Raw genomic sequence first — 23,573 nt, 5'->3', positions numbered from 1 at the left:
ACTGTAGCTTAGCTTGAATTTCACCTTAAACACGGGCTAGTCCGCACCTAACACGCGTTCTTTTCGCGGTCAATTTGTCCAAATTAAAAACTGTGAGTAACCGATGATGATGTCCAATCTTGCCCCTGTTCCGGAGCTGTATGTTTCGTATGAGTCCGCGCAGAAACTAAAACTTGAGGCGGCAGAACTCACGTCATGGGATCTTACGCCGCGCCAGATTTGCGATCTGGAGCTTCTGATGAATGGCGGATTTAACCCGCTCAAAGGGTTCCTTAGCGAAGAAGACTACACCAGCGTTGTAGAAAATATGCGGCTTGCCAATGGCGCACTGTGGCCAATGCCAGTCACGCTTGATGTAAGCGAAGACTTTGCCAGCAAGATAGAGGTTGGACAGGACATTGCGCTGCGTGATCAGGAAGGTGTTATTCTCGCCATCATGTCCGTCACAGACAACTGGGAGCCGAACAAGTCCCTTGAGGCTGAGAAGGTTTATGGCGCAGATGACATCGCACATCCGGCTGTAAATTATTTGCACAATCAGGCTGGTAAAATTTACATTGGCGGACCAATCACCGGCATCCAGCAACCTGTCCACTATGATTTCCGCGGTCGCCGCGACACACCAAACGAGCTTCGCACATTTTTCCGCAAAGTTGGCTGGCGCCGTGTCGTTGCCTTTCAAACCCGCAACCCACTGCATCGCGCCCATCAGGAACTGACCTTCCGTGCCGCAAAAGAAGCACAGGCCAACCTGCTGATCCACCCGGTTGTCGGTATGACAAAGCCCGGCGATGTAGACCATTTCACGCGTGTGCGTTGCTACGAGGCGGTGCTTGACAAATACCCGTCGTCAACGACTTCCATGAGCCTGCTGAACCTTGCTATGCGTATGGGTGGCCCGCGCGAGGCTGTCTGGCACGGCCTGATCCGCGCCAACCACGGATGCACCCATTTCATCGTTGGCCGCGACCATGCTGGCCCAGGCAAAAACTCTGCCGGTGAAGATTTTTACGGCCCTTACGACGCTCAGGAGTTGTTCCGCAAGTGTCAGGACGAAATCGGCGTTGAAATGGTTGATTTCAAACATATGGTTTATGTTCAGGAACGCGCCCAGTATGAGCCGGCTGATGAAATCGAAGAGGGCGTAACCGTTCTTAACATTTCAGGGACAGAACTGCGCCGCCGTCTTTCCGAAGGCCTTGAAATTCCCGAATGGTTTTCCTTTCCCGAAGTCGTTACCGAGCTTCGCAAAACCCGGCCACCACGGGCACAGCAAGGATTTACTGTTTTCTTCACCGGTTTTTCCGGCTCAGGCAAATCAACGATCGCGAACGCACTGATGGTCAAGCTGATGGAAATGGGTGGACGTCCTGTGACATTGCTTGATGGTGACATCGTTCGTAAGAACCTCAGCTCCGAACTCGGCTTCTCCAAAGAACACCGAGATCTGAACATTCGACGCATTGGTTATGTAGCATCCGAAATCACCAAGAACGGTGGTATCGCCATTTGTGCGCCAATTGCGCCTTATGCAACAACCCGCCGCGCTGTTCGCGAAGATGTTGAAGCCTTTGGTGCCTTTGTCGAAGTACATGTCGCGACCAGCATTGAAGAATGTGAAAAACGTGATCGCAAGGGACTTTACAAATTGGCCCGCGAAGGCAAGATCAAGGAATTCACAGGTATTTCAGACCCTTACGACGTACCGGAAAACCCGGAACTTGCTGTTGATACTATAAATATTGATGTGGATAACTGTGCGCATCAAGTGATTTTGAAACTCGAAAGCATGGGGTTGATTGCGGGTTAGATCACGGTATCCGCCTAAGGTATTAAGCAATCTACAACGTTAAAAGCTCCGGTCCTTCCGGGGCTTTTTCCTTTTTGAAACACCTCTTACGTGCGGTCCTACCTTGCTTACCCTGAAAACAACCACGAACATTTAAATCAGAAGTTCGCCGCGCATCACGACCCTGCCTTGACCTGATACTTTGACCCCGGCAATCGCATCGCGTGGTCCCATTACGTCAACCTCAGCCTGGCCGGGGCGCCCCATCCAATGGCCCTGCTCTGCTGTAAACCTTGGCTTTTCAATAATACCGTGGTGCCAGAGGTAAGCAGCCATGCATCCGGTAGCAGACCCGGTAAAAGGATCTTCTGGGGGCATCGGCTTGGGCAGCAAAAGCCGCGAAAATGTATCACCTGCTTCCGTTTCACCACCCATGGTGACTAAAAATGGCTCTATCAGATCAGCGCGTGGAGTACCCGGGGGGTTCATTTCCTGCCACGCTTCCGGCATCAGTGTAGCCCTTCGCAGCGCATCTTTATCCTTCAACAGCGTGACGCAAAACGGTGTACCTGTTGAAACAGTCTGTGGACTACCCAAAACATCTGTTTCCCTGAGGGACATTAACTTTGCAATCTTGCCAGGATCATGCGTTGCACCAAATTTTGGAGCCATCTGTGTCATGGTAATCAGGGGGCCTTCGGGGCGATCCTCGACCTCGATGGGCAATACTCCCGCACCCACCTCCAAGCTGAATTCAGCACGCCCATTGGTCAGTGTCACCATCCCTCGGTCTAACAATGAAGCCACGGTCGCCACGGTCGGATGCCCCGCCATCAGGATTTCCTTGTCCGCCAAGTAATACCGCGCCCCAAAATCAGCAACGTCCGAAGCAACCAGATACGCACATTCCGACAAAGAGGTTTCACGAACCAGAGCCAGCCGATCCGCGATTTCTAACGCATCTGCCCCATGCACAACGACACAGCCGTTGCCGCCAAAAGGCTGGCTGGTGAAGGCATCCACCCAGTCAAACTGGTAACGCATCAATGTACAGAAACCGGCGCAAAGTCATTTTGGCGCGCAAGTACAAACGCAAGTTTTCTGTCGGCAACCAGCGCCAGTTGCTCTCCTTCAGAATTACAAACGGCAAACAGCTCTTTTGCCCCATTTGCCTGGGCCTGAACCTCGTCAGGTAAATCGGCAACGTCCACAGAACGTACGTAGACGATGCGATCTTCCCTTTCGGGGCCAAAATCGAATTTCGTATCCATTCCAATTCCCCTTCTTAGTTTTTGTTAATCTTGATGGTCTGAACAATGGTCTCGGGTTTGGACCGGTTCAGATCAACATGCAGCAAACCGTTTTCCGTTTTAGCGCCGCCAACTTCTACCCCATCGGCCAAAACAAAAGCCCGCTGGAACTGGCGTGCAGCAATGCCACGATGCAAGTAAACACGCCCATCGCTGTCGTCTTTCTGCCGTCCGCGCACAACCAATTGGTTGTCTTCAATCGTGATTGACAAATCATCCTCGGAAAATCCGGCGACGGCTAAAGTAATTCGAAAACTGTTTTCGCTGGTCTGCTCGATGTTGAACGGTGGATAGCCATCATTACCGGACTTGGCAGTCCGCTCTACAAGGCGTTCGAGCTCGTCAAAGCCCAAGAGAAAAGGGTGCGACCCCAAAGTTAGTTTTGTCATAGACACGTCCTGTTTGCAGCGACTGTGTGGGCAGGCCCCATTATGGCGACCCTTCGTTTTAGATATGGGTCGTCTTTTAATGATCTGCAAGGTGTTTGGTCTAGCGAAACTCTTTCCGCGCACCTGCAAAAAGGATACTATGAAAAGCAGAGTAGAAAAAAAATCAGTCATCACACAGGTAGTGCCCTCAGATGAATACTTCATCGGAAATGAACCACGAAGAGGTCCTGCGGGTTAAACTTGAAGTATTGCGCTCGGAGCATCGTGATCTGGATGATGCAATCCATGCCCTGGTGGAAAGAGGAACATCAGACCAGTTGCAACTGCGCCGGTTGAAAAAGCAAAAACTGGCGCTGAAAGATCGAATCCAGAAAATCGAAAATGAGCTAACACCAGACATCATTGCTTAAGCGCTGAGGATCGCTATAGTGCCGCTTCCTTTAAACGGGGTACGAGATGGCAAAGATCAAAGTAGGCATTATCATGGGCAGCCAGTCGGACTGGGCGACCATGAAAGCCGCAGCCGACATTCTGGATGAACTGGGCATCACATATGAGACAAAGATCGTTTCTGCGCACCGCACGCCTGACCGGCTCTGGGAATATGGCAAAACCGCTGTCTCAAGGGGACTAAGTGTCATCATTGCAGGTGCTGGAGGGGCCGCTCATCTGCCGGGTATGATGGCGTCCAAAACCCGAGTGCCTGTCGTTGGTGTCCCCGTACAGACAAAAGCTCTGTCCGGTGTGGATAGTCTCTATTCCATCTTGCAAATGCCCAAAGGCTACCCGGTTGCCACCATGGCAATCGGGGAAGCTGGTGCTGCAAATGCTGGCCTGATGGCGGCGGGTATTCTTGCAATTCATGACACGGAAATTGCATCCCGTCTCGACGCCTGGCGTGACGCCCTGTCTAACTCTATTCCGGAAATGCCCCAAGATGACTGATTCACTCGCGCCTGGCGCCACCATTGGCATTTTAGGCGGCGGTCAGCTTGGCCGGATGCTCTCGGTTGCGGCGGCCCGACTTGGCTTTAGAACCCATATATTTGAGCCTGGTGCGAACCCACCTGCAGGGCAGGTCTGCGACACTGTTACGACTGCTCCTTACGAGGATAAGGCCGCGTTGTTGGCTTTCGCCGATGCGGTAGATCTTATCACCTTTGAATTTGAAAACATCCCGACAACCGCACTCGATATACTGGAAAGCCACCGCCCCATTCACCCCAATCGCGAGGCGCTCCGAGTCTCGCAAGACAGGCTTGTCGAAAAAGAATTCCTTCAAAGTCTCGGCCTCGCCACCGCGCCATTCGCGGCAGTAGACTCACTTGCAAATCTCAACAACGCAATTGCCAGAATTGGCACTCCTGCAATCTTAAAGACCCGACGTTTCGGCTATGACGGGAAAGGCCAGGTGCGTATCAAGACCCCGGGCGAAGCCGAAACGGCCTATGCGTCTATGGCTGATGCACCATCAATACTCGAAGGGTTCGTTGATTTCAGCCGCGAAATTTCAGTTATTGGCGCGCGTAACAGCGATGGGGCCGTCTCTTGTTTCGATCCCGGCGAAAACATCCATAACGACGGAATTTTACACACAACAACCGTTCCGGCGCAGATTTCCAACGCTCTGAGAACCGACGCGGTTTTACTGGCAGGGCGCATCCTTAACGCCCTCGATTATGTTGGTGTTTTAGGCGTCGAACTTTTTGTGACTGATTCAGGCCTGATCGTGAATGAAATTGCACCTCGCGTGCATAATTCGGGGCACTGGACGCAAAACGGCTGTGTGATCGACCAGTTTGAACAACATATCCGCGCAGTTTCTGGCTGGCCCTTAGGTGATGGGCAACGACATTCCGATGTCGAGATGCTGAACTTGATTGGCGAAGATATAACTATGGTCCCAGCCCTCGCAAAGGAACGAAACGCCGCAATCCATCTTTACGGAAAAGCCGACGTAAAACCGGGCCGGAAGATGGGACATGTCAACCGACTGTTAAGCAAACCTTAAACACCAGTTTCAATAAATATCCCCGCCGGAGGCAAAATCCTTTTTAAGGATTTTGCCTCCGGCGGGGATATTTATGGGAAAAAGAAATTTATGGTTGGCCAGCAAGACGAGAGAGCGCTTCGCTGTAGCCCATATTTTTATCAAACCGGCCCTCACTCAGGAACAGCATCGTCTGTGCCACGACCAGCGGGTTGTTCATCATGAAGGTGTGTGTCACGGGCAGAACAATATGGGCATCCATACCGCCTAGCCGCGTGGAACCTACCGCCACCTTTCCATCATCAGGTCCTGTAATGACGGCTGAGTAAATCGGGTTTAGCGATCGGTTTCCCGCTATTACACCCAATTCGAACCGGGCCGCGCCAAGACGGTTGGGCATGCTTTCTGAATCTGTCCCAAGTTCCAGCCCCGCTGGGCCATTTATCCAGCGAAAAGGACCCAGATCGCCAAAAGCGTCTACCAGTTCCGAGCCATGATTTGGAGGCGCAAGCATAACGACGCGACCCATGGTTTTAGGTCGGTTGTTCTGAAGCCATGCCCGAACAAGTATTCCCCCCATGGAATGCGTTACAAAATGTGTTCGCTGCGCATCACATGCTGCGACTGCGTCGGGCAGCGTTTCAGCAACCAGTTCTTCAATCGGCGCGTTGGTAGATCGATGAGCGGGTACAACTGTTTTATACCCTGACCGTGTCAGCGCCTCTTCCATCACGGCCAGTGATGCGGGTCCACGCGCCAACCCATGTAGAAGGATCACGCAATCCGCAGCCGCCTGAAGCGGCCACATAACAAAGATCAGAAGTGTAAAGAGATACCGCATTGAGGTGATATAGGTGAATTGAATGATGGTTTCGAGACCTACTTGTACGCGCCGGGGTTCAAAGGCATTCTGCGGCCATGGACCATTTACTCAGCTCAAAGTCGCCACGGCTGGCAGCGCGCGCGATCATATTGCACGAAGAAAGGTTGCTATTGGTTAATGCTTACCCTGCAGGCCTGTCAGATCTATGGTGCGCGCCGGGTGGCGGAGTTGAGCGCGGAAGCTCGTTACACGACAGCCTTATCCGGGAAGTTTACGAGGAAACTGGCTTTTCAATCACTGTCGGCACACCTGCGCTCGTCAATGAATTTCACGACCCATCGCGGGATTTTCATCAGGTCGACATTTACTTTCGTTGCCATATCACATCTGGCTCTCTGGATATTAAGTGGCAGGACCCGGAAGGTATTGTTTCGTGTCGTAAGTTTTTCACACGGGCTGACATGTCGGATATTCGTTTCAAGCCAGACAGTCTGGCAGATGTTGCATGGAGCAAGGACGACGCGATTTCTTATGACCCGATAGAGCTCATCGTGCGATAAAATGTTTAAGTAGTCGAACGCGTGAAGCACATGCTAACGCCGGATCGAAATCGCGATTCCACCCAAAACCAATACCGCTGCGATCAGGAACCTCAGGGTAAGAGCCTCTCCCAGAAAAACCATTCCGCCCGCCAATGCAATAATAGGCACCGTAAGCTGCGCGACCGCAGCAATGCTCGCATCAAGCCGGGGAAGAACCGTGTACCACAGAGCATAACCAAGCCCTGATGTTACAACACCCGAAAGAACAGCAAGGACTACGCCCCAAAAGGTGATCGGCAAAACATCTGGGAAAACCAGCAATGGGAGCAGCCCCAAGGGCACGGCGAGTATAAAATTTACAGCGGTTGCCGCCAGCGGGTCTTTTGCTTTTCGACCATGAAGGGAATAGATACCCCATCCCAGAGCTGCGGCTGTCATAAGGATTGCACCCAGGATTTCCGGAGCAGCGGCACCCCCTGGCCACAGCAGATAGACCAGACCGGCAAACGCGACCCCAGCCCCAAGCCAGCGCGTTGGGGGAAGCCGTTCAGACGAAAGTATTGCACCCGCGAACATTGTGATCTGGACACCACCAAATAGGATCAGCGCGCCAACACCAGCTTCTAGCGTGACATAGGCAAACGAGAACCCAATGATATATAAAACAAGCGAAAGAGGCCCAGTAATGCCCCCAAACTGGCTGCTTGAACTCGCCCCATTTCGCACCCAGACCATTAAGGCCAGTGCTAAAGCCCCCGATACCAACCGGATCGAGGCAAAACCAGAAGGTCCGATTGCCCCATCTGCCAAAGCGAGGCGATTCAATACAGAATTTGCCGCAAAGGCGACCATCGTCAGAACTGTAAGAAGGATCAGGCGTAAAGGACCGTTGTGCGAGGCTTTCACTTTAACTTCATTTCTTTCCAATTTGGGCAGGCCCGCGACTTAGAACGTCTTCGACATTTTGACTTTGTTTCCGCTTCGCTCAACCTCTTGCCATCCAAGATGGATGTAAAGTGAAACATTTTCCGGCATACCAACATGCGTGGAAAGGCGCATTTCAGCACATCCCAGCCCGATGCATTCGCGCTCCGCGAGCAAGATCAGGGCTCGTCCTAGTCCCTGCCCTTTTGCTTTGGGGTCTACCGCAATATTCGCGAGGCGTAGGGCAGCACCCTCGTTAACAAGGACGATTCCACCCCAAATTTCACCGTTACTTTCAGCAACCCAGACATTGTGGTTTGCGATGTCGTCCTCAATTCCTTCGGTCACAGCAGGCAAATCAGCTATCCGGTCGCGATAAGCTGCGTAAGCGGCTGCAATACACTCTCTGAATTGAGTTGCGTCTGATGGCTGGGCCCGCCTTATCTGCCAGTTCTTCATTGTATTCTCAGTGGCTTCAAATTCTTACCATGTATAAAGATTGCTACGCGCAAAAGAAAAGGGGCCTCGAAAGACCCCTTTCCGTTAACCAACAGGTTGGCGTGACTTACATCATGCCGCCCATGCCGCCCATGCCACCCATGTCTGGCATACCGCCACCAGCGCCAGCACCTTCTTTAGAAGGCTTGTCAGCAACCATAGCTTCGGTTGTGATCAGCAAGCCAGCGATAGAGGCCGCATCTTCGAGTGCAGTACGAACCACTTTGGCAGGGTCGATAACGCCGAATTTGAACATGTCGCCATATTCTTCGGTCTGAGCGTTAAAGCCAAAGGTCGGGTCTGTGCTTTCACGGACTTTGCCCGCTACGACAGCACCGTCAACACCAGCGTTTTCTGCGATCTGACGCAGCGGTGCTTCGAGTGCTTTACGCACGATCGTAATACCAGCGTTTTGATCAGAGTTATCGCCAGTCAGCCCTTCGAGCGTTTTTGCTGCCTGAACCAGAGCAACACCACCGCCAACGATAACACCTTCTTGAACGGCTGCACGGGTCGCGTTCAGGGCATCGTCTACGCGGTCTTTGCGCTCTTTCACTTCGATTTCGGTCATGCCGCCAACACGGATGACTGCAACACCGCCTGCGAGTTTCGCAACACGTTCCTGCAGTTTTTCACGATCGTAATCAGAAGAAGTTTCTTCGATCTGACCGCGGATCTGCGCAACACGTGCTTCGATCTCTGCTTTTTCGCCAGCGCCGTCGATGATTGTTGTTTCATCTTTGGTGATGGTGACTTTTTTGGCAGAACCCAGCATGTCCATAGTGACAGATTCAAGTTTCATGCCCAGATCATCAGAAATTACCTGGCCACCGGTCAGGATAGCAATGTCTTGCAACATGGCTTTGCGGCGATCGCCGAAACCAGGTGCTTTAACAGCTGCAATTTTCAATCCGCCACGCAATTTGTTAACAACGAGAGTTGCAAGCGCTTCGCCTTCAACATCTTCAGAAATGATAAGCAGTGGTTTTTGCGACTGAATAACAGCCTCGAGCAGCGGCACCATTGGCTGAAGCGAAGACAGTTTCTTTTCGTGCAGCAGGATGACGACGTCTTCCAGATCTGCGATCATTTTGTCAGGGTTAGTTACAAAATAAGGTGACAGGTAGCCACGATCAAACTGCATACCTTCAACAACATCGGTTTCTGTTTCCAGACCTTTGTTTTCTTCGACGGTGATTACACCTTCGTTGCCTACGCGCTGCATAGCGTCTGCGATTTGGCGGCCAATTTCAGCTTCGCCGTTTGCAGAGATCGTGCCAACCTGAGCAACTTCGTCGCTGTCTTTGACAACCCGCGAAGCAGCTTTAATCGACTCAACAACTTTTGAAACAGCGATGTCGATACCGCGCTTCAGGTCCATTGGGTTCATGCCAGCGGCAACCGATTTCAGGCCTTCTTTAACGATAGCTTGGGCCAGAACAGTCGCGGTTGTTGTTCCGTCGCCTGCTTCGTCATTGGTGCGAGAGGCAACCTCTTTCACCATCTGGGCGCCCATGTTTTCGAACTTGTCTTCAAGCTCGATTTCTTTTGCAACGGTAACACCATCTTTGGTGATGCGTGGTGCGCCAAAGGATTTGTCGATAACAACGTTACGGCCTTTGGGACCAAGTGTTACTTTCACAGCATCTGCGAGGATATTAACGCCGCGCAACATACGATTGCGGGCATCGGTATCGAATTTGACTTCTTTAGCCATATTGCAAACTCCTAAAGTCTGTTTCTATTTTGAAGGGGACAGGGGGCGGATCAGGTAATGATGCCCAGGATGTCGCTTTCCTTCATCATCAGCAGCTCTTCGCCGTCGACGGTAACTTCGGTGCCGGACCATTTGCCGAACAGAATCTTGTCGCCGTTTTTCACAGCCATTTCGATCAGTTCGCCAGAATCTTTCCGCGCACCTTCGCCACAAGCGATAACTTCGCCTTCAGCTGGTTTTTCTTTTGCGGTGTCTGGAATGATCAGGCCGCCTGCTGTTTTCTCATCGCCTTCAACGCGACGAACGAGCACACGGTCGTGCAGCGGTTTCAATGCCATCTCTAGAACGCTCCTTGGTTCGAAGTTTATGTACTGTTGTCACTCGTCTCTGCCGAGTGCTAACGACATGGAAATAAGGATGACAGACGGGTGAGTCAACCAGAAGACTGCGAAATTTTGTTATTGCAATTTGGGTTTGCGAAAATCCGACCCAACGTTTCACGTTACTTGGGCGCAAACCCATAGGATTTCAGGCCACTTAAGCCCGTCGGCGTAACGGTATAAACCCCCGTGGAAACGCGTTCAAACCAACCATAGTGATCGTCAGACATAATTCGAGTCGCATTCTCGACGCCTGTTGTATGGGCAACCTCTGCACCTTTGGTGGCCCCGTTCTCAGCCAGATACCCAGCGCAACGCAGCGCATCCTGTCGATAGGCTGTAACCAGCCCTTTTCGCGTTGCACCGCCAGTGTTCGGATCACCCTCACGACGCGCGAATTCGCGAAGCAGACGGGTTTTCTTCGTCTTAGATTTGCGTGGCTTGAAGGACCCCGGATCAAGATGCACCTCGACCAGTTGATCACGCAAACGAACCGTAATCAGACCTAACCCCAATCGACGACAAAGGCTGATATTATCTTTTAGTGTTTTGCTGAACAAACGCCCCTTCCCCATGGGAACCGCCAGATACACAATATCTGTAACCGACTGACGCGCGACACCCTGATGAAACAGCGAAAGGGAAAAACCGGTTTTCAGTTCTACAATCACAGGCTCTTCTTCGTCACGACAAGCCACAACATCTGCAGCCAGAACCTCACTTTTGACAACATAACCCTGTGACTGAAGATATGCTTTAATAGGAGGATAGAGTTCAGTTTCGCGCAAACGGGTCATAGTTTCTTTTAACTTCAAGAAACCTGCGTGTCAGGAAAAACTGCCCGGTTTTGTTGAATGTTTTTTATGGGCCAAAAAGCCACAGCCAGGCCGCGTGACAACCTAGGGCCACCCCCCTATAAGGACGACAAAATTTACCCTGAAATGGACCGCAACATGACAACCTTAGTTTTTGGCCACAAGGCCCCCGACACTGATTCAACCGGCTCGCCTATTATCTGGGCATGGTACCTGAACGAAATCAAAGGAACGCAGGCCAAACCGGTGTTGCTTGGAAGGCCGAACACTGAAGCTGCCTTTGTCGTGAACCGCTGGGGGTTTGAAACACCCGAGATCATTTCGGGCGTCACCGCCGATGACACCTGCGTTGTTGTTGATACCAACAATCCTGCTGAACTGCCCGAAGCAATCAACGACGCGAACGTTGTGCAGATCATTGACCACCACCTCCTGGTCGGAGGCTTGAAAACACGGGGCCCAATCGACATTACGATCCGCCCGCTCGCCTGCACCGCAACCATCATGTATGACCTGATGGGTGACAACGCGGCGAAAATGCCCGACAATATCAAAGGCGCAATGCTGTCCTGTATTTTGTCTGATACGCTCGCGTTCCGCTCACCAACAACAACCGATGCAGATCGTGCACTGGCAGAAAAACTCGCAGGCGAACTGGGCATCAATATCACTGATTATGCTTCTGAAATGTTCGAAGCGAAGTCTGACGTTTCTGCCTTCTCAGACGCCGAACTGCTGCGGATGGATTCAAAAGAATACACTGTTGGTGACACTAAATTCCGTGTCTCGGTTCTGGAAACCACGGCACCAAAAATCGTCCTCGACCGTAAAGCCAGCCTGATGGAGAGCATGACCACCGTCGCAGCCGAAGATGCTGTTGATCAGGTCTTGTTGTTCGTCGTCGATATTCTGAACGAAGAAGCAACCATGCTAGTCCCGAATGAATTGACAAAAACCGTGGCTGAAAAAAGCTTTGGTGCGACTGTCGAAGGCGACGCTGTCGTTCTGCCGGGCGTGATGAGCCGCAAAAAACAGATCATTCCTAATCTGGCGGTCTGATCCGAACCAAAGTAAGAACAACGGGGCGCTTTTTAGCGCCCCTTTTTTCTGCATCTGCAATAAGATCATTTTGCGCATATGATGCGCGAAGAACATATTTACCTGCCGAGGCCCAAATGACGCAAATTATCGAAGCACTCGACGACGTATCTGCACGCTATGATGCGCTGTTTGTCGATCTCTGGGGATGTCTGCACAACGGTCTGGAACCATTTCCGGATGCAGTAAACGCGTTACAGCGTTTCCGAGCAGGCGGAGGAAAAGTTGTGCTGCTTACCAACTCCCCTCGTCCCCGTGCCAGCGTTGAGGTGCAGCTTGAACAGATAGGTGTCCCAAAAGACTGCTGGGATACAATCACCACATCCGGCGACAGTGCGCGCGCAGCTATGTTTCAGGGTGTCGTTGGCGAAAAGGTCTTTCACATCGGCAAGAAGGATGAGGAAGGCTTTTTCACCAAGCTAAAAATCATCGAAGATGCCGCAGAAATTTTGCTGGTGTCACTGCAAGACGCTGAAGGCATCGTCTGTACTGGCCCGGAAGACCCGCTTGCCCTGCCCGAGGTTTATCGCCCGCAATTTTTGTATGCGAAACAAAAAGGTCTAAAACTGCTTTGCGCCAACCCGGATATCGTTGTCGACCGAGGGGAGCGGCGCGAATGGTGTGCAGGTGCATTGGCGGCGCTTTACACGGAAATGGGCGGTGAAAGCCTGTATTTTGGCAAACCGCACCCTCCGATCTACGACCTCGCACACCGAAGGTTGTTGGCGCTCGGCTCCGATTATCCCGACCATCGCATCCTGTGCATCGGTGATGGAATCGCAACCGATATTCAGGGTGCCACAGGTGAGGATCTTGATTCGCTGTTTATATCTGGTGGCTTAGCAGCAACAGAAACCAAGACAGTCCGGCAGCCTGACCCAGCTGCGCTTGACGCGTATCTTGAGGCTGCACAGCTCACGCCGCGCTATTCCATTGGGTTTTTGCGCTAATCGTTGCCAAAACAGCAACAAAATCCGCCACGCAATAATATTTCACCAGAAACACGAAATTTGCCGTTTTATTACTTTACGACTTGCCTGCACTGCAGCACTCCTTTATGCTGCAGTGCAACATAATCCTTCTGGAGAGACGGGATGCTCGACAATATGCCGCGTGGAACAATCTGCATAGAAGACATCGAAATCGGCATGAGCCGACATCTGAGCAAAGAAGTCACTGACCGTGATATCGAAATGTTTGCAGAAGTGTCGACAGACCGAAATCCGGTGCATCTGGATGATGCCTATGCTCAAGACACGATATTCGAGGGGCGTATTGCACATGGTATGCTGACGGCCGGGCTGATCTCTGCAGTTATTGGCGAGCAGCTTCCCGGGCACGGCACAGTTTATCTTGGTCAGACATTGAAATTCATGGCCCCCGTTCGCCCCGGCGATATTGTCTATGCCGAAGTCGAAGTCATAGAGATCGACTATTCCCGTCGCCGGGTAAAAATGGACTGCCATTGTGCTGTTGATGGCAAAGTTGTGCTGAAAGGCGAGGCAATCGTACTTGCCCCAAGCCGGAAATTCGACTGACGACTTGCAAGGGCGCTTAGGCCTCGGTAGTTGGTCTTATGCGTATTGTTCGAGACACCCAGTTTGTGGAAGAAATAGATCGCGGCGCCAGTGCCGCGATTGGCAACTTTGATGGGGTGCATCGCGGCCATCAGGTTGTCATCGAAATTGCCCGTGAGCAGGCCGAAGGACTGGGCTGCCCGCTTGGCGTTATGACGTTTGAACCACACCCGCGCCAGTATTTTGCGCCCGACGCCCCACCCTTTCGACTGATGAATGCCGATGCGCGCGCGCACCGGCTTGAAAAACTCGGGGTGGAACGGCTTTATGAACTTAATTTCAACAGTGTTTTATCTTCACATTCCGCTCGTGAGTTCGCGGAACAGGTGATCGTAGAAGGTCTTGGATTACGTCATATTGTGGTTGGCGAGGATTTCTGCTTTGGCAAAGGACGGTCCGGAAACGCGGAAGACCTGAAGGCCTTTGGCGAAGAACTAGGGTTTGGTGTCACGGTTGTTCCGCTCGTTTCTGATGGTAAGGGTGAGTTTTCTTCCACCTCAATCCGCAACGCCCTAACCGATGGCCGACCTGGGGATGCCGCGCGAATGCTGGGCCACTGGCACCGCATTGAAGGAGAAGTGATCCACGGCGAACAGCGCGGACGAGAGCTTGGCTATCCAACGACCAACATGTCAATCGACGGGCTTCACCCGCCAAAATTTGGGGTCTACGCCGTCAAAGTTGAAGTTCTGGATGGACCGCACGCAGGCCAATACGACGGTGCAGCCAGCATGGGTGTGAGGCCAATGTTTGGCGTCAATCAACCAAACCTTGAAACTTATCTATTCGATTTCAAAGGCGATCTTTATGGAGCAAACCTATCTGTCGCGCTTATCGAGTATCTGCGACCAGAGCTGAAGTTTGACAGCCTTGACGCCCTGATTGCACAAATGGATGCAGATTGCGCCAAAGCGCGCGCACTTCTCGCTGACGTGTGATCCTATGAAAGATCCGATAAACCGCGATGGGCTACGACCGAAATTCTGGGAAAAAGTAGCGTTAAAAAACCTAACCGCCAAAGAGTGGGAAGCGCTTTGCGACGGCTGCGGAAAATGCTGTCTGAACAAGCTGGAAGACGAAGAATCCGGTGAAGTTGTGTTTACTCGTGTGGCCTGCCGGTTGCTTGACGACCAAACCTGCCGCTGTGGGCAATATGATATCCGCAAGCAGTTTGTGCCTGAATGTGTTGTTCTGACACCTAAGACATTGCCTGATGTTGCGTATTTTATGCCCGCCACATGCGCCTATCGCCTTTTGCACGAAGGCAAGCCGCTTTACGACTGGCACCCGCTTATTTCCGGAACACCCGAGTCGGTACATGAAGCGGGCCAATCAGTACGTGGATGGACGGTACCTGAATTCGAAATCTCAGAAGAAGACTGGGAAGATTATGTGATCGAGGAACCCTGCTGATGTTTTTTGCCTCCGACAATTCTGGCCCGGTGCATCCAAGTGTTATGGAAGCCCTAGCACACGCGAACGAAAGCTACGCGATGCCTTATGGTGCAGATGTCCTGATGGTCAACGTTCACACCCGCATCCGTGAAATATTCGAGGCACCAGAAGCTGCGGTCTATCTGGTAGCGACAGGGACAGCAGCGAACTCCCTCGCACTGGCCACACTCTGTAATCCCTGGGAGACAGTATTCTGTTCTACGGTCGCCCATATCCACGAAGACGAATGTAACGCACCAGAGTTTTACACGGGCGGTGCCAAGCTGACCCTAGTCAAAGGCGACGACGCAAAGTTTACAGCAGACGCGTTGCGTGAAGCCGTCGAAAAAGAAGAAACCCGTGGTGTGCATGGCCCTCAGCGCGGACCGGTATCAATGACCCAGGCGACAGAGCGTGGAACGATATACAGTCTGGATGAAATTCGTGCCATTGCCAAATCGGCCAAGGCCTTTGGTTTGCCTGTCCATATGGACGGCGCGCGGTTCACAAATGCGCTTGTTGCGCTGGGTTGCAGTGCTGCTGAAATGACCTGGAAAGCAGGAGTTGACGTTGTCAGTTTCGGAGGTACAAAAAACGGCCTGATGGGCGTCGAAGCAGTCATCTTTTTCGACCCGAAACATGCATGGGAATTTGAGCTGCGTCGCAAACGCGGAGCGCATCTTTTTTCCAAGCACCGGTACCTTTCGGCTCAGATGGCCGCCTATCTGGATGATGATCTGTGGCTTCGATCGGCTAAAGCCGCAAACGACGCGACAGCGCGGCTGGCGCATGGGCTAAAGCAAATCGAAGGGACAACCTTTGTGCATGAACCCGCTGTCAATATGATCTTTGCGGGATGGTCGCGTGCAGGGCATCAACGTCTTCACGACGCTGGCGCTCAGTACTACATCTGGGAAGGTGCATTAGACGGAAGTGACCCGGATGAGATTTTGACAGCCCGGCTGGTGACCGACTGGTCAATGACGGATGAAAACATCGACCGGTTTCTTGATCTGGTTCGGGGGTAACAGTACCCCCTTCTCAACCGCTACCAAAACCCTGCAAACCTAGATCTTTCCAGCGAGGTGCAGATCCAGATCATCTAGTCTGTCCTGTCCCCAAAACCTTTGGTCTGAATCCGTGACATAAAAGGGTGATCCGAATGCACCACGCTTCACTGCGTCTTCCAAGTTTGCCGCATAGGTTTCCGCCCCGGCAAGCAAGCCACTGTCAGCCAATGACGGGTCGAACCCGGCGGTTTTCAGGCAGCCTTTGATCACCTCATCTTCGGCTATATTTTTATCTTCGGCCCAACACGCTGCCAAAATACCATGTGCGAGTTTCCCCAAATCGCCACCACCAGCATTTTGTGCGGCAATGATAGCGTAGGCACTGGGTGCCATATTCGTTGGAAAGAACGCGGGCTTCGGATTAAGCGGCAACCCGGTTTTTTTCGCCTGTCTTTCTATTTCCTGTGCGCGCATTTCAATTCGCGAAGGATGCCGATCTTTTGGTGGAACGCCACCCGTGCGCGAAAATAGCGCCATAAGATCCAAAGGTTTGTAGGTAATGGTTGCCCCGTGCTTAGCAGCAATTTCTTCCAACCGGGTCCCCGCGAGATACGCAAAGGGTGAAATTGTTGCGAAATAGTAATCTATATGAGCCATTTGGCCCTCCTGGCGTGTTGCATTCTTTGCAAGACCCTAGCTGGGTGGTAAGCGGTGTCAACGTCACGATTCTGTCATCTCGACGACTTCACCTGAGGACCAAAAACATGCCGACCGTAACTGAACCGAAACTCATTTCCGGTAATGCCAACCTAAGTCTGGCAAAATCTATTGCCCGCAGAATGTCGATGCACCGTGGTGTTAACATTGACCTGGTAGATGCTCGCGTAGAGCGCTTCAATGATCAGGAAATCTTTGTTGAAGTCTACGAGAATGTGCGCGGCGAGGATATGTTCATAATCCAGCCAACGTCTAATCCTGCCAATGACAACCTGATGGAACTGCTTATCATGGCGGATGCGCTGAAACGCTCTTCAGCGGCACGTGTCACAGCAGTGATTCCTTATTTTGGTTACGCCCGGCAAGATCGCCGCACAAAGGCACGCACCCCCATTACCGCGAAACTTGTCGCAAATATGATTACCGGAACAGGTATTGAGCGGGTTTTAACGATGGATCTGCACGCGGCGCAGATTCAGGGTTTCTTTGATATCCCGGTCGATAACCTGTATGCATCCCCTGTCTTCGCACTCGATATTCAGCACCAGTTTAAAGACAAACTCAACGATGTGATGATCGTCTCTCCCGACGTAGGCGGGGTTGCACGCGCGCGCGAACTGGCGCAGCGGATTGGCTGCCCACTTTCGATCGTTGACAAACGACGTGAGAAGGCAGGCGAAGTCGCGGAAATGACAGTAATTGGTGATGTGACTGGAAAGACATGTATAATCGTTGATGACATCTGCGATACCGCTGGAACGCTCTGCAAGGCGGCTGAAGTGTTGATTCAAAGCGGCGCAAAAGAAGTACATTCCTATATCACGCACGGCGTTCTGTCTGGCCCGGCTGTAGAGCGTATTACCAATTCAGTCATGAAAAGTCTGGTGATCACAGACTCGATCGAGCCAACTAAACAAGTTAAAGCTGCCAAAAATATCCGTATTGTACCAACTGCGCCAATGTTTGCGCAGGCAATCCTGAACATCTGGCACGGCACTTCGGTTTCGTCTCTATTTGACGTAAAAACACTCGGGCCAATTTATGAAGGCATGTACAGCAGCTAACCAAGCCTAAAGGCTTTGATGCCTCGTCATGCCGAAACTTAGAAGATTTGGCGTGCGTTTCTTCGCACCAACGGGGCTTTTTTAGTAAAGCTCCCATTCTTCCTCGTCAGGCAAATCGCCAATCGCAATCCAGGACGCCCGAATACGGGCGACCCTGCTGTCAGCCCATGTACGAAAAACAAGATCAAAGCCAGTTTTTGAAATATTTTCTGCCTGTATGTCTGCGCGCATGTTTGTGAGACGGTCCATGTCCCACATCGACATGGATACCTGCACAACAGGAATTGATTGAAATGAAGATGAGAATTTCACTCTTGCACGCGATGCACGCGGGCCGGTTCCGGTCCACATGTCACCGCCATCCTCAAAATCAGAGAACAGCGTTTTTTCCCCTTGGTCGACACCAACCAGATGGCTGTGCAATCGCTTCATTCAAAATACCTTTCGGACTGAACCTTATCCGGAGAAATTGGCAAAACATTGCCCCGAATACGTCAAAGCCCCGCAAAGAAGTAGCAGGGCTTTGAAATCTGTTCAGAAAACCGAATATCAGCTTGAGGCTAGCCCGATTTCAGATGCTAGCGCCGCAATATCGGCAACGCGCTTAGCAGTCACATCCTTTTCCTCAGGTCTTGCCTGTTGTTGCTTTTCAGCTGCGTCGGCAGCAAACCCGTTCAGAATGTCCTGCGTCATCTCAGACACTGGTAGTGCGTGTTCTGCCAATACAGAGGCCGCACCGCTGGTAATTTCAGCAAAACCGCCACTGACGACGTACTCTGTTGTTCCCTCAGAACTGACAACCCGCACGATTCCGGGACGCAATGTCGTAATGACAGGTGCGTGATCCGGCATTGCGGTCATGTCGCCATCGGCTCCCGGAAGCTGGATTTCCGTCGCCTGAACAGAGGCAAGCCTGCGTTCGGGCGACACCAGGTCGAATTGCATCGTATCGGCCATCAGGCCCTCCCTTAGGCTGCGTCTGCTGCCATTTTCTCGGCTTTAGCGACAACTTCGTCGATGCCACCAACCATATAGAATGCACCTTCTGGCAAGTGGTCATATTCGCCGGCAACAACAGCCTTGAACGAAGAAATCGTATCTGCCAGCGGAACCTGTTTACCGTCAGAACCAGTGAACACTTTCGCAACGTCGAATGGTTGGCTGAGGAACCGCTGAATTTTACGCGCACGTGCAACGGTCAGTTTATCTTCTTCGCTCAGTTCGTCCATACCAAGGATGGCAATGATATCCTGAAGCGACTTGTAACGCTGCAAAATTTCCTGAACGTCAGTTGCCACTTTATAATGCTCATCCCCGATAACAGACGGGTCAAGAAGCCGCGAAGTTGAGTCAAGTGGGTCAACAGCAGGATAAATACCAAGTTCTGAAATCGCACGCGACAGAACGGTTGTCGCATCGAGGTGCGCAAACGATGTCGCTGGTGCAGGGTCGGTAAGGTCATCCGCAGGTACGTAGATCGCCTGAACCGAAGTAATCGAACCAGCTTTGGTCGATGTAATCCGTTCTTGCAGCGCACCCATGTCAGTTGCCAGTGTTGGCTGATAGCCCACAGCAGATGGAATACGGCCCAGAAGTGCTGACACCTCGGAACCCGCCTGTGTAAAGCGGAAGATGTTATCAACGAAGAACAGAACGTCTGTACCAGATTGGTCGCGGAACTGTTCCGCCAAAGTCAGACCTGACAGAGCAACACGCATCCGCGCTCCGGGAGGCTCGTTCATCTGGCCATAGACCAGCGCCACTTTGGACTTTTCCAGATCATCCGGAACGATAACGCCGGATTCGATCATCTCGTGGTAAAGGTCGTTTCCTTCACGTGTCCGCTCTCCAACCCCAGCAAACACAGAGAAGCCTGAGTGCACTTTCGCGATGTTGTTGATCAGTTCCATGATGAGAACGGTTTTACCCACACCCGCACCACCAAAGAGGCCGATTTTACCGCCCTTCGCATAAGGCGCCAGAAGGTCGATCACCTTGATGCCTGTTTCCAGCACCACAGATTCTGTCGACTGTTCCGAAAACGCAGGGGCGTCCCGGTGGATCGAACGGTGCTCATCCGCCTTTACAGGACCCTTCTCGTCAACCGGATCGCCGGTAACGTTAAGGATACGGCCCAACGTTGCATTGCCGACCGGCACCTGAATCGGAGCGCCAGTGTCTTCAACCTCTGCACCGCGAACCAAGCCTTCAGTCGCATCCATCGCGATACAGCGTACTGATCTTTCGCCAAGATGCTGGGACACTTCAAGAACCAGTTTCTTGCCATTGTTTTCTGTGTTCAGCGCGTTCAGAATTTCGGGAAGTGCATCCTCGAACTGAACGTCGACAACGGCGCCGATGACCTGAGTCACTTTGCCTTTTGCATTTGCCATGTCGTTTCTCCGGTTCTTTAGAGCGCTTCAGCGCCCGAGATAATTTCGATAAGCTCGTTTGTGATAACTGCCTGACGCGAACGGTTGTAAATGATCGTCAGTTTGTCGATCATTTCACCAGCGTTGCGTGTTGCGTTGTCCATAGCGGACATACGCGCGCCTTGCTCAGACGCGCCATTCTCTAGCAGAGCGGCGAAAATCTGGGTGGCAATTCCACGCGGCAGAAGATCAGCAAGGATTTCTTCTTGATCAGGCTCGTAGTCGTAAACCGTACCCGTTTCACCCGTATCTTCAAAAGTTGCAGGGATAACCTGCTGTTCAGTCGGTATCTGACTGATCACACTCTCAAAACGGTTGTAGAAAAGGGTTGCCACGTCAAATTCGCCTGCGATAAAGCGGTCGATAACCCCACTCGCAATCCCATCGGCGTTGGCGTAACCAACACGTTTGACCTCGGAAAGGTCAACGTGATCGACAAAATGACTGCTGTATTCACGCTTAAGCTGCTCTCGACCCTTCTTGCCAACTGTCAAAATCTGCACCGTTTTACCGGAAGCGATCAGCTGTTCTGCCTTGGCACGTGCAAGTTTAACAATTGACGAGTTGAAGCCGCCACAAAGCCCCCGTTCCGCCGTCAACACCACCAATAGGTGCTTCTGGTCGGAACCGGTCCCTGCGAGCAGTTTAGGCGCGGAGTCTGATTTGCCAACTGAAGCTGCCAACCCACTCAGAACGGCATTCATCCGCTCCGCGTATGGGCGTCCAGCTACAGCAGCGTCCTGCGCACGGCGAAGTTTTGCCGCGGCGACCATCTGCATGGCCTTCGTGATCTTGCGAGTCGATTTGACACTCGCGATCCTGTTCTTAAGGTCCTTCAGGTTTGGCATGTATCCAATCCTATCCCCTGGCCACGTTAATTAAGCGAAATCTGCGGCGAATTCATCGAGTGCCGTTTTGATTTTATCCTCAAGCTCACCTTTAACCTTACGGTCATTGTCGGTGATGTCTTTCAGCAAATCGGCGTGGTTTTGACGCAGGTGGTTCAACAGGCCTGCTTCGAAACGACCAACTTGTTTCACATCGATCTTGTCCAGATAGCCTTTGGTGCCTGCGTAAATCACGCAAACAATCTCGGCGTTGGTCAAAGGTGAATACTGTGATTGCTTCATAAGCTCGGTCAAACGCGCACCACGATTCAGCATCGCTTGTGTTGATGCATCAAGGTCAGACCCGAACTGCGCAAAAGCTGCCATCTCACGATACTGAGCCAGTTCTAGTTTAACCGGTCCAGCGACAGATTTCATTGCATCGGTTTGTGCCGAAGAACCAACCCGCGAAACCGAAAGACCGGTGTTCACAGCCGGGCGAATGCCTTGGTAGAACAGTTCGGTTTCCAGGAAGATCTGACCGTCAGTGATCGAGATCACGTTGGTAGGGATAAACGCAGAAACGTCTCCACCTTGGGTTTCAATGATCGGCAGGGCGGTCAAAGAACCGGAACCATTGTCTTCGTTCAATTTAGAAGAACGTTCCAGCAGGCGGGAGTGAAGGTAGAAAACGTCACCTGGGTAAGCTTCACGTCCGGGCGGACGGCGCAGCAACAGAGACATCTGACGGTAGGAAACAGCTTGCTTACTAAGGTCATCGTAAATGATCAGCGCGTGGCGTCCGTTGTCACGGAAATGCTCAGCCATAGTAGTCGCCGAATAAGGTGCAAGGAACTGCATTGGTGCCGGATCAGATGCGGTTGCAGCCACGACGATTGTATATTCAATCGCGCCGGTTTCTTCGAGCTTCTTGACCAACTGCGCAACGGTTGAGCGTTTTTGACCAACAGCAACGTAGATACAATAGAGTTTTTTGCTCTCATCGTCGCCAGCGGCGTCGTTGTAAGCTTTCTGATTCAGGATCGTATCCAACGCAACGGCAGTTTTACCGGTTTGGCGGTCACCAATGATCAGCTCGCGCTGGCCACGGCCGATCGGGATCATAGCGTCAACAGATTTCAGGCCCGTCGCCATTGGCTCGTGAACCGATTTACGCGGGATGATGCCAGGCGCTTTCTGGTCAGCAACAGCGCGTTTCTTTGTTTTGACAGCGCCTTTGCCATCAATTGGGTTCCCAAGGCCGTCAACAACGCGACCAAGCAGTTCGTCACCAATCGGAACGTCCACAATCGATTTTGTGCGTTTAACGACATCGCCTTCTTTGATGTCACTGTCTGAGCCAAAGATCACGACCCCTACGTTGTCTGCTTCCAAGTTCAGGGCCATGCCCCGAATTCCGCCCGGGAACTCGACCATCTCACCGGCTTGAACATTGTCCAACCCGTAGACCCGCGCAATACCATCGCCAACAGAGAGCACGCGGCCCACTTCTGCGACTTCAGCGTCTTGCCCGAAGTTTTTGATCTGCTCCTTGAGGATCGCAGAGATTTCGGCTGCTTGGATACCCATTATCCGACCTCTTTCATTGAATTCTGGAGGGTGTTTAGCTTGGCCCGAATCGACGTATCGATCATTTTCGAGCCCACCTTAACAATAAGGCCACCGATGAGACTTTCATCGACGGCCACGTTAATTTTGACATCTTTTCCGATTGACGCTTTCAGCGTTTTGGCAAGTTTGTCCGATTGCGTTTTGGTCAGCGCTTTTGCTGCCGTCACGTCTGCTGTCACCTCACCTTTTTCATCAGCAATTTGCTGACGCAGTTCGGCGGCCAGATAAGGCAGCACAAACAGGCGGCGTTTGCTTGCCATAAGACCTAGCGAATTAGACACCATTGGCGATAGTTTCATTTTTTTGGCAAGCGCACTTAGGGCCCCCGCCTGATCTTCGCGAGAATAAACTGGCGAAGAAATCAATGCAGCAAAATCGCTGCTTTCGGCAATCGCGGCCTCAAGCGTATCAAGGTCGCCTTCAAGCGCTTTAAGGCTTTTGCCTTCTTTGGCCAATTCAAAAATGGCCGTGGCATAGCGCTTAGCAATGCCTGATGAGATCGAAGCTGGTTCTGACACGTCCACCCTTCCGATGTCACGAGCCCCGACTTACATCTTCTCAGGATGCATGGCAGGGCGGCTTATAAGCGCAAACGAATGTAAGCG

General features: G+C 52.0%; 28 protein-coding genes. 12 read left to right on the top strand and 16 right to left on the bottom strand.

The features are described 5' to 3' along the window. Nucleotides 1–103: 103 nt before the first annotated feature. A complete protein-coding gene (locus MWU63_RS15490) occupies nucleotides 104–1,810 on the top strand; it encodes a bifunctional sulfate adenylyltransferase/adenylylsulfate kinase (protein ID WP_247078606.1) in 1,707 nt (568 codons plus the stop codon). A 132-nt stretch (nucleotides 1,811–1,942) separates the two neighbouring features. Here the strand turns inward: MWU63_RS15490 and MWU63_RS15485 are convergent, their stop codons facing one another. From MWU63_RS15485 to MWU63_RS15475, 3 genes are read right to left on the bottom strand one after another with little or no spacing between them, the layout of a single operon-like run. After that, nucleotides 1,943–2,833 carry a PhzF family phenazine biosynthesis protein gene (locus MWU63_RS15485; RefSeq protein WP_213888877.1) on the bottom strand — a complete coding sequence of 297 codons (891 nt, stop codon included), beginning with the start codon at nucleotides 2,831–2,833 and terminating at the stop codon, nucleotides 1,943–1,945. After that, on the bottom strand, nucleotides 2,833–3,060 hold the full coding sequence (locus MWU63_RS15480) for a DUF1150 family protein (RefSeq protein ID WP_213888878.1): 228 nt from the start codon (nucleotides 3,058–3,060) through the stop codon (nucleotides 2,833–2,835). Before MWU63_RS15480 ends, MWU63_RS15485 begins: the two co-directional genes overlap by 1 nt. A 14-nt stretch (nucleotides 3,061–3,074) precedes the next feature. Next, the gene (locus tag MWU63_RS15475) at nucleotides 3,075–3,488 is read right to left on the bottom strand and encodes an Hsp20 family protein (RefSeq protein WP_213888879.1); all 414 of its coding nucleotides are present in this window, start codon (nucleotides 3,486–3,488) and stop codon (nucleotides 3,075–3,077) included. 191 nt (nucleotides 3,489–3,679) lie between these two features. Between MWU63_RS15475 and MWU63_RS15470 the strand changes: the two genes are divergently transcribed. The 3 genes from MWU63_RS15470 to MWU63_RS15460 are packed head-to-tail and all read left to right on the top strand — an operon-like array spanning nucleotide 3,680 to nucleotide 5,499. After that, complete coding sequence (locus MWU63_RS15470) at nucleotides 3,680–3,898, top strand: DUF465 domain-containing protein (RefSeq protein ID WP_213888880.1); 219 nt, start codon at nucleotides 3,680–3,682, stop codon at nucleotides 3,896–3,898. Nucleotides 3,899–3,944: 46 nt separating this feature from the next. Then, entirely contained in the window at nucleotides 3,945–4,433 is a 489-nt protein-coding gene (gene purE / locus MWU63_RS15465) for a 5-(carboxyamino)imidazole ribonucleotide mutase (RefSeq protein ID WP_213888881.1), read from the top strand. Further along, nucleotides 4,426–5,499 carry a 5-(carboxyamino)imidazole ribonucleotide synthase gene (locus MWU63_RS15460; protein ID WP_213888882.1) on the top strand — a complete coding sequence of 358 codons (1,074 nt, stop codon included), beginning with the start codon at nucleotides 4,426–4,428 and terminating at the stop codon, nucleotides 5,497–5,499. The genes purE and MWU63_RS15460 overlap by 8 nt, the downstream gene beginning before the upstream one ends. Nucleotides 5,500–5,587: 88 nt before the next feature. On the opposite strand, the gene MWU63_RS15455 is transcribed toward MWU63_RS15460, so the two are convergent. Further along, nucleotides 5,588–6,319, bottom strand: coding sequence for an alpha/beta fold hydrolase (locus MWU63_RS15455; protein WP_247078603.1), 732 nt, complete (start codon nucleotides 6,317–6,319; stop codon nucleotides 5,588–5,590). A 77-nt stretch (nucleotides 6,320–6,396) separates the two neighbouring features. On the opposite strand from MWU63_RS15455, the gene MWU63_RS15450 reads away from it, so the two are divergent. Further along, a complete protein-coding gene (locus MWU63_RS15450; RefSeq protein WP_213888884.1) occupies nucleotides 6,397–6,861 on the top strand; it encodes an NUDIX hydrolase in 465 nt (154 codons plus the stop codon). Nucleotides 6,862–6,894: 33 nt separating this feature from the next. On the opposite strand, the gene MWU63_RS15445 is transcribed toward MWU63_RS15450, so the two are convergent. The 5 genes from MWU63_RS15445 to MWU63_RS15425 form a co-directional block, all read right to left on the bottom strand. Beyond that, the gene (locus MWU63_RS15445; protein WP_213889094.1) at nucleotides 6,895–7,695 is read right to left on the bottom strand and encodes a DMT family transporter; all 801 of its coding nucleotides are present in this window, start codon (nucleotides 7,693–7,695) and stop codon (nucleotides 6,895–6,897) included. A 93-nt stretch (nucleotides 7,696–7,788) separates the two neighbouring features. After that, nucleotides 7,789–8,226, bottom strand: a complete 438-nt coding sequence (locus tag MWU63_RS15440; protein ID WP_213888885.1) for a GNAT family N-acetyltransferase — start codon at nucleotides 8,224–8,226, stop codon at nucleotides 7,789–7,791. Nucleotides 8,227–8,332: 106 nt separating this feature from the next. Then, on the bottom strand, nucleotides 8,333–9,982 hold the full coding sequence (gene groL / locus MWU63_RS15435) for a chaperonin GroEL (RefSeq protein WP_213888886.1): 1,650 nt from the start codon (nucleotides 9,980–9,982) through the stop codon (nucleotides 8,333–8,335). A 50-nt stretch (nucleotides 9,983–10,032) separates the two neighbouring features. Beyond that, nucleotides 10,033–10,320 (bottom strand): co-chaperone GroES, encoded by a 288-nt coding sequence (locus MWU63_RS15430; RefSeq protein WP_213888887.1) that lies wholly within the window; start codon nucleotides 10,318–10,320, stop codon nucleotides 10,033–10,035. A 164-nt stretch (nucleotides 10,321–10,484) separates the two neighbouring features. Then, nucleotides 10,485–11,159, bottom strand: a complete 675-nt coding sequence (locus MWU63_RS15425; RefSeq protein ID WP_213888888.1) for a DUF2161 family putative PD-(D/E)XK-type phosphodiesterase — start codon at nucleotides 11,157–11,159, stop codon at nucleotides 10,485–10,487. Between the two features lie 156 nt (nucleotides 11,160–11,315). Here MWU63_RS15425 and MWU63_RS15420 point away from each other — a divergent pair, with 156 nt between their 5' ends. The 6 genes from MWU63_RS15420 to MWU63_RS15395 all read left to right on the top strand — a co-directional run bounded on the left by MWU63_RS15420 (nucleotide 11,316) and on the right by MWU63_RS15395 (nucleotide 16,314). Continuing rightward, on the top strand, nucleotides 11,316–12,236 hold the full coding sequence (locus MWU63_RS15420; protein WP_213888889.1) for a manganese-dependent inorganic pyrophosphatase: 921 nt from the start codon (nucleotides 11,316–11,318) through the stop codon (nucleotides 12,234–12,236). A gap of 116 nt (nucleotides 12,237–12,352) precedes the next feature. Continuing rightward, a complete protein-coding gene (locus MWU63_RS15415) occupies nucleotides 12,353–13,225 on the top strand; it encodes a TIGR01459 family HAD-type hydrolase (RefSeq protein WP_247078601.1) in 873 nt (290 codons plus the stop codon). Nucleotides 13,226–13,369: 144 nt separating this feature from the next. Continuing rightward, the gene (locus tag MWU63_RS15410) at nucleotides 13,370–13,813 is read left to right on the top strand and encodes a MaoC family dehydratase (RefSeq protein ID WP_213888891.1); all 444 of its coding nucleotides are present in this window, start codon (nucleotides 13,370–13,372) and stop codon (nucleotides 13,811–13,813) included. Between the two features lie 38 nt (nucleotides 13,814–13,851). Beyond that, a complete protein-coding gene (locus MWU63_RS15405; RefSeq protein WP_213888892.1) occupies nucleotides 13,852–14,790 on the top strand; it encodes a bifunctional riboflavin kinase/FAD synthetase in 939 nt (312 codons plus the stop codon). A gap of 4 nt (nucleotides 14,791–14,794) precedes the next feature. Further along, nucleotides 14,795–15,265 carry a YcgN family cysteine cluster protein gene (locus tag MWU63_RS15400; protein WP_213888893.1) on the top strand — a complete coding sequence of 157 codons (471 nt, stop codon included), beginning with the start codon at nucleotides 14,795–14,797 and terminating at the stop codon, nucleotides 15,263–15,265. After that, nucleotides 15,265–16,314: a low specificity L-threonine aldolase gene (locus MWU63_RS15395; protein WP_247078600.1), complete on the top strand. Its 1,050-nt coding sequence runs from the start codon at nucleotides 15,265–15,267 to the stop codon at nucleotides 16,312–16,314. The genes MWU63_RS15400 and MWU63_RS15395 overlap by 1 nt, the downstream gene beginning before the upstream one ends. A gap of 39 nt (nucleotides 16,315–16,353) precedes the next feature. Here the strand turns inward: MWU63_RS15395 and MWU63_RS15390 are convergent, their stop codons facing one another. Beyond that, entirely contained in the window at nucleotides 16,354–16,953 is a 600-nt protein-coding gene (locus MWU63_RS15390; protein ID WP_213888895.1) for a 2-hydroxychromene-2-carboxylate isomerase, read from the bottom strand. Between the two features lie 107 nt (nucleotides 16,954–17,060). Here MWU63_RS15390 and MWU63_RS15385 point away from each other — a divergent pair, with 107 nt between their 5' ends. Further along, nucleotides 17,061–18,077, top strand: a complete 1,017-nt coding sequence (locus tag MWU63_RS15385) for a ribose-phosphate pyrophosphokinase (RefSeq protein WP_213888896.1) — start codon at nucleotides 17,061–17,063, stop codon at nucleotides 18,075–18,077. 81 nt (nucleotides 18,078–18,158) lie between these two features. Here the strand turns inward: MWU63_RS15385 and MWU63_RS15380 are convergent, their stop codons facing one another. The 6 genes from MWU63_RS15380 to MWU63_RS15355 form a co-directional block, all read right to left on the bottom strand. Continuing rightward, on the bottom strand, nucleotides 18,159–18,509 hold the full coding sequence (locus MWU63_RS15380) for an H-type lectin domain-containing protein (protein ID WP_247078598.1): 351 nt from the start codon (nucleotides 18,507–18,509) through the stop codon (nucleotides 18,159–18,161). Nucleotides 18,510–18,626: 117 nt separating this feature from the next. Next, on the bottom strand, nucleotides 18,627–19,034 hold the full coding sequence (locus tag MWU63_RS15375) for a F0F1 ATP synthase subunit epsilon (protein ID WP_213888898.1): 408 nt from the start codon (nucleotides 19,032–19,034) through the stop codon (nucleotides 18,627–18,629). 11 nt (nucleotides 19,035–19,045) lie between these two features. Continuing rightward, complete coding sequence (atpD, locus tag MWU63_RS15370) at nucleotides 19,046–20,470, bottom strand: F0F1 ATP synthase subunit beta (RefSeq protein WP_213888899.1); 1,425 nt, start codon at nucleotides 20,468–20,470, stop codon at nucleotides 19,046–19,048. A gap of 17 nt (nucleotides 20,471–20,487) precedes the next feature. Next, nucleotides 20,488–21,357, bottom strand: a complete 870-nt coding sequence (locus MWU63_RS15365) for a F0F1 ATP synthase subunit gamma (RefSeq protein ID WP_213888900.1) — start codon at nucleotides 21,355–21,357, stop codon at nucleotides 20,488–20,490. A gap of 30 nt (nucleotides 21,358–21,387) precedes the next feature. After that, on the bottom strand, nucleotides 21,388–22,926 hold the full coding sequence (atpA, locus tag MWU63_RS15360) for a F0F1 ATP synthase subunit alpha (protein ID WP_213888901.1): 1,539 nt from the start codon (nucleotides 22,924–22,926) through the stop codon (nucleotides 21,388–21,390). After that, nucleotides 22,926–23,486, bottom strand: a complete 561-nt coding sequence (locus MWU63_RS15355) for a F0F1 ATP synthase subunit delta (RefSeq protein ID WP_213888902.1) — start codon at nucleotides 23,484–23,486, stop codon at nucleotides 22,926–22,928. Before MWU63_RS15355 ends, atpA begins: the two co-directional genes overlap by 1 nt. Nucleotides 23,487–23,573: the final 87 nt, after the last annotated feature.

The sequence above is a fragment of the Pseudohalocynthiibacter sp. F2068 genome, from assembly GCF_023015645.1.
In the GTDB taxonomy this organism is placed as follows: domain Bacteria; phylum Pseudomonadota; class Alphaproteobacteria; order Rhodobacterales; family Rhodobacteraceae; genus Pseudohalocynthiibacter; species Pseudohalocynthiibacter aestuariivivens.
Note: the sequence above shows the minus strand (reverse complement) of the source record. Positions and strands in the feature narration are given on the sequence as shown.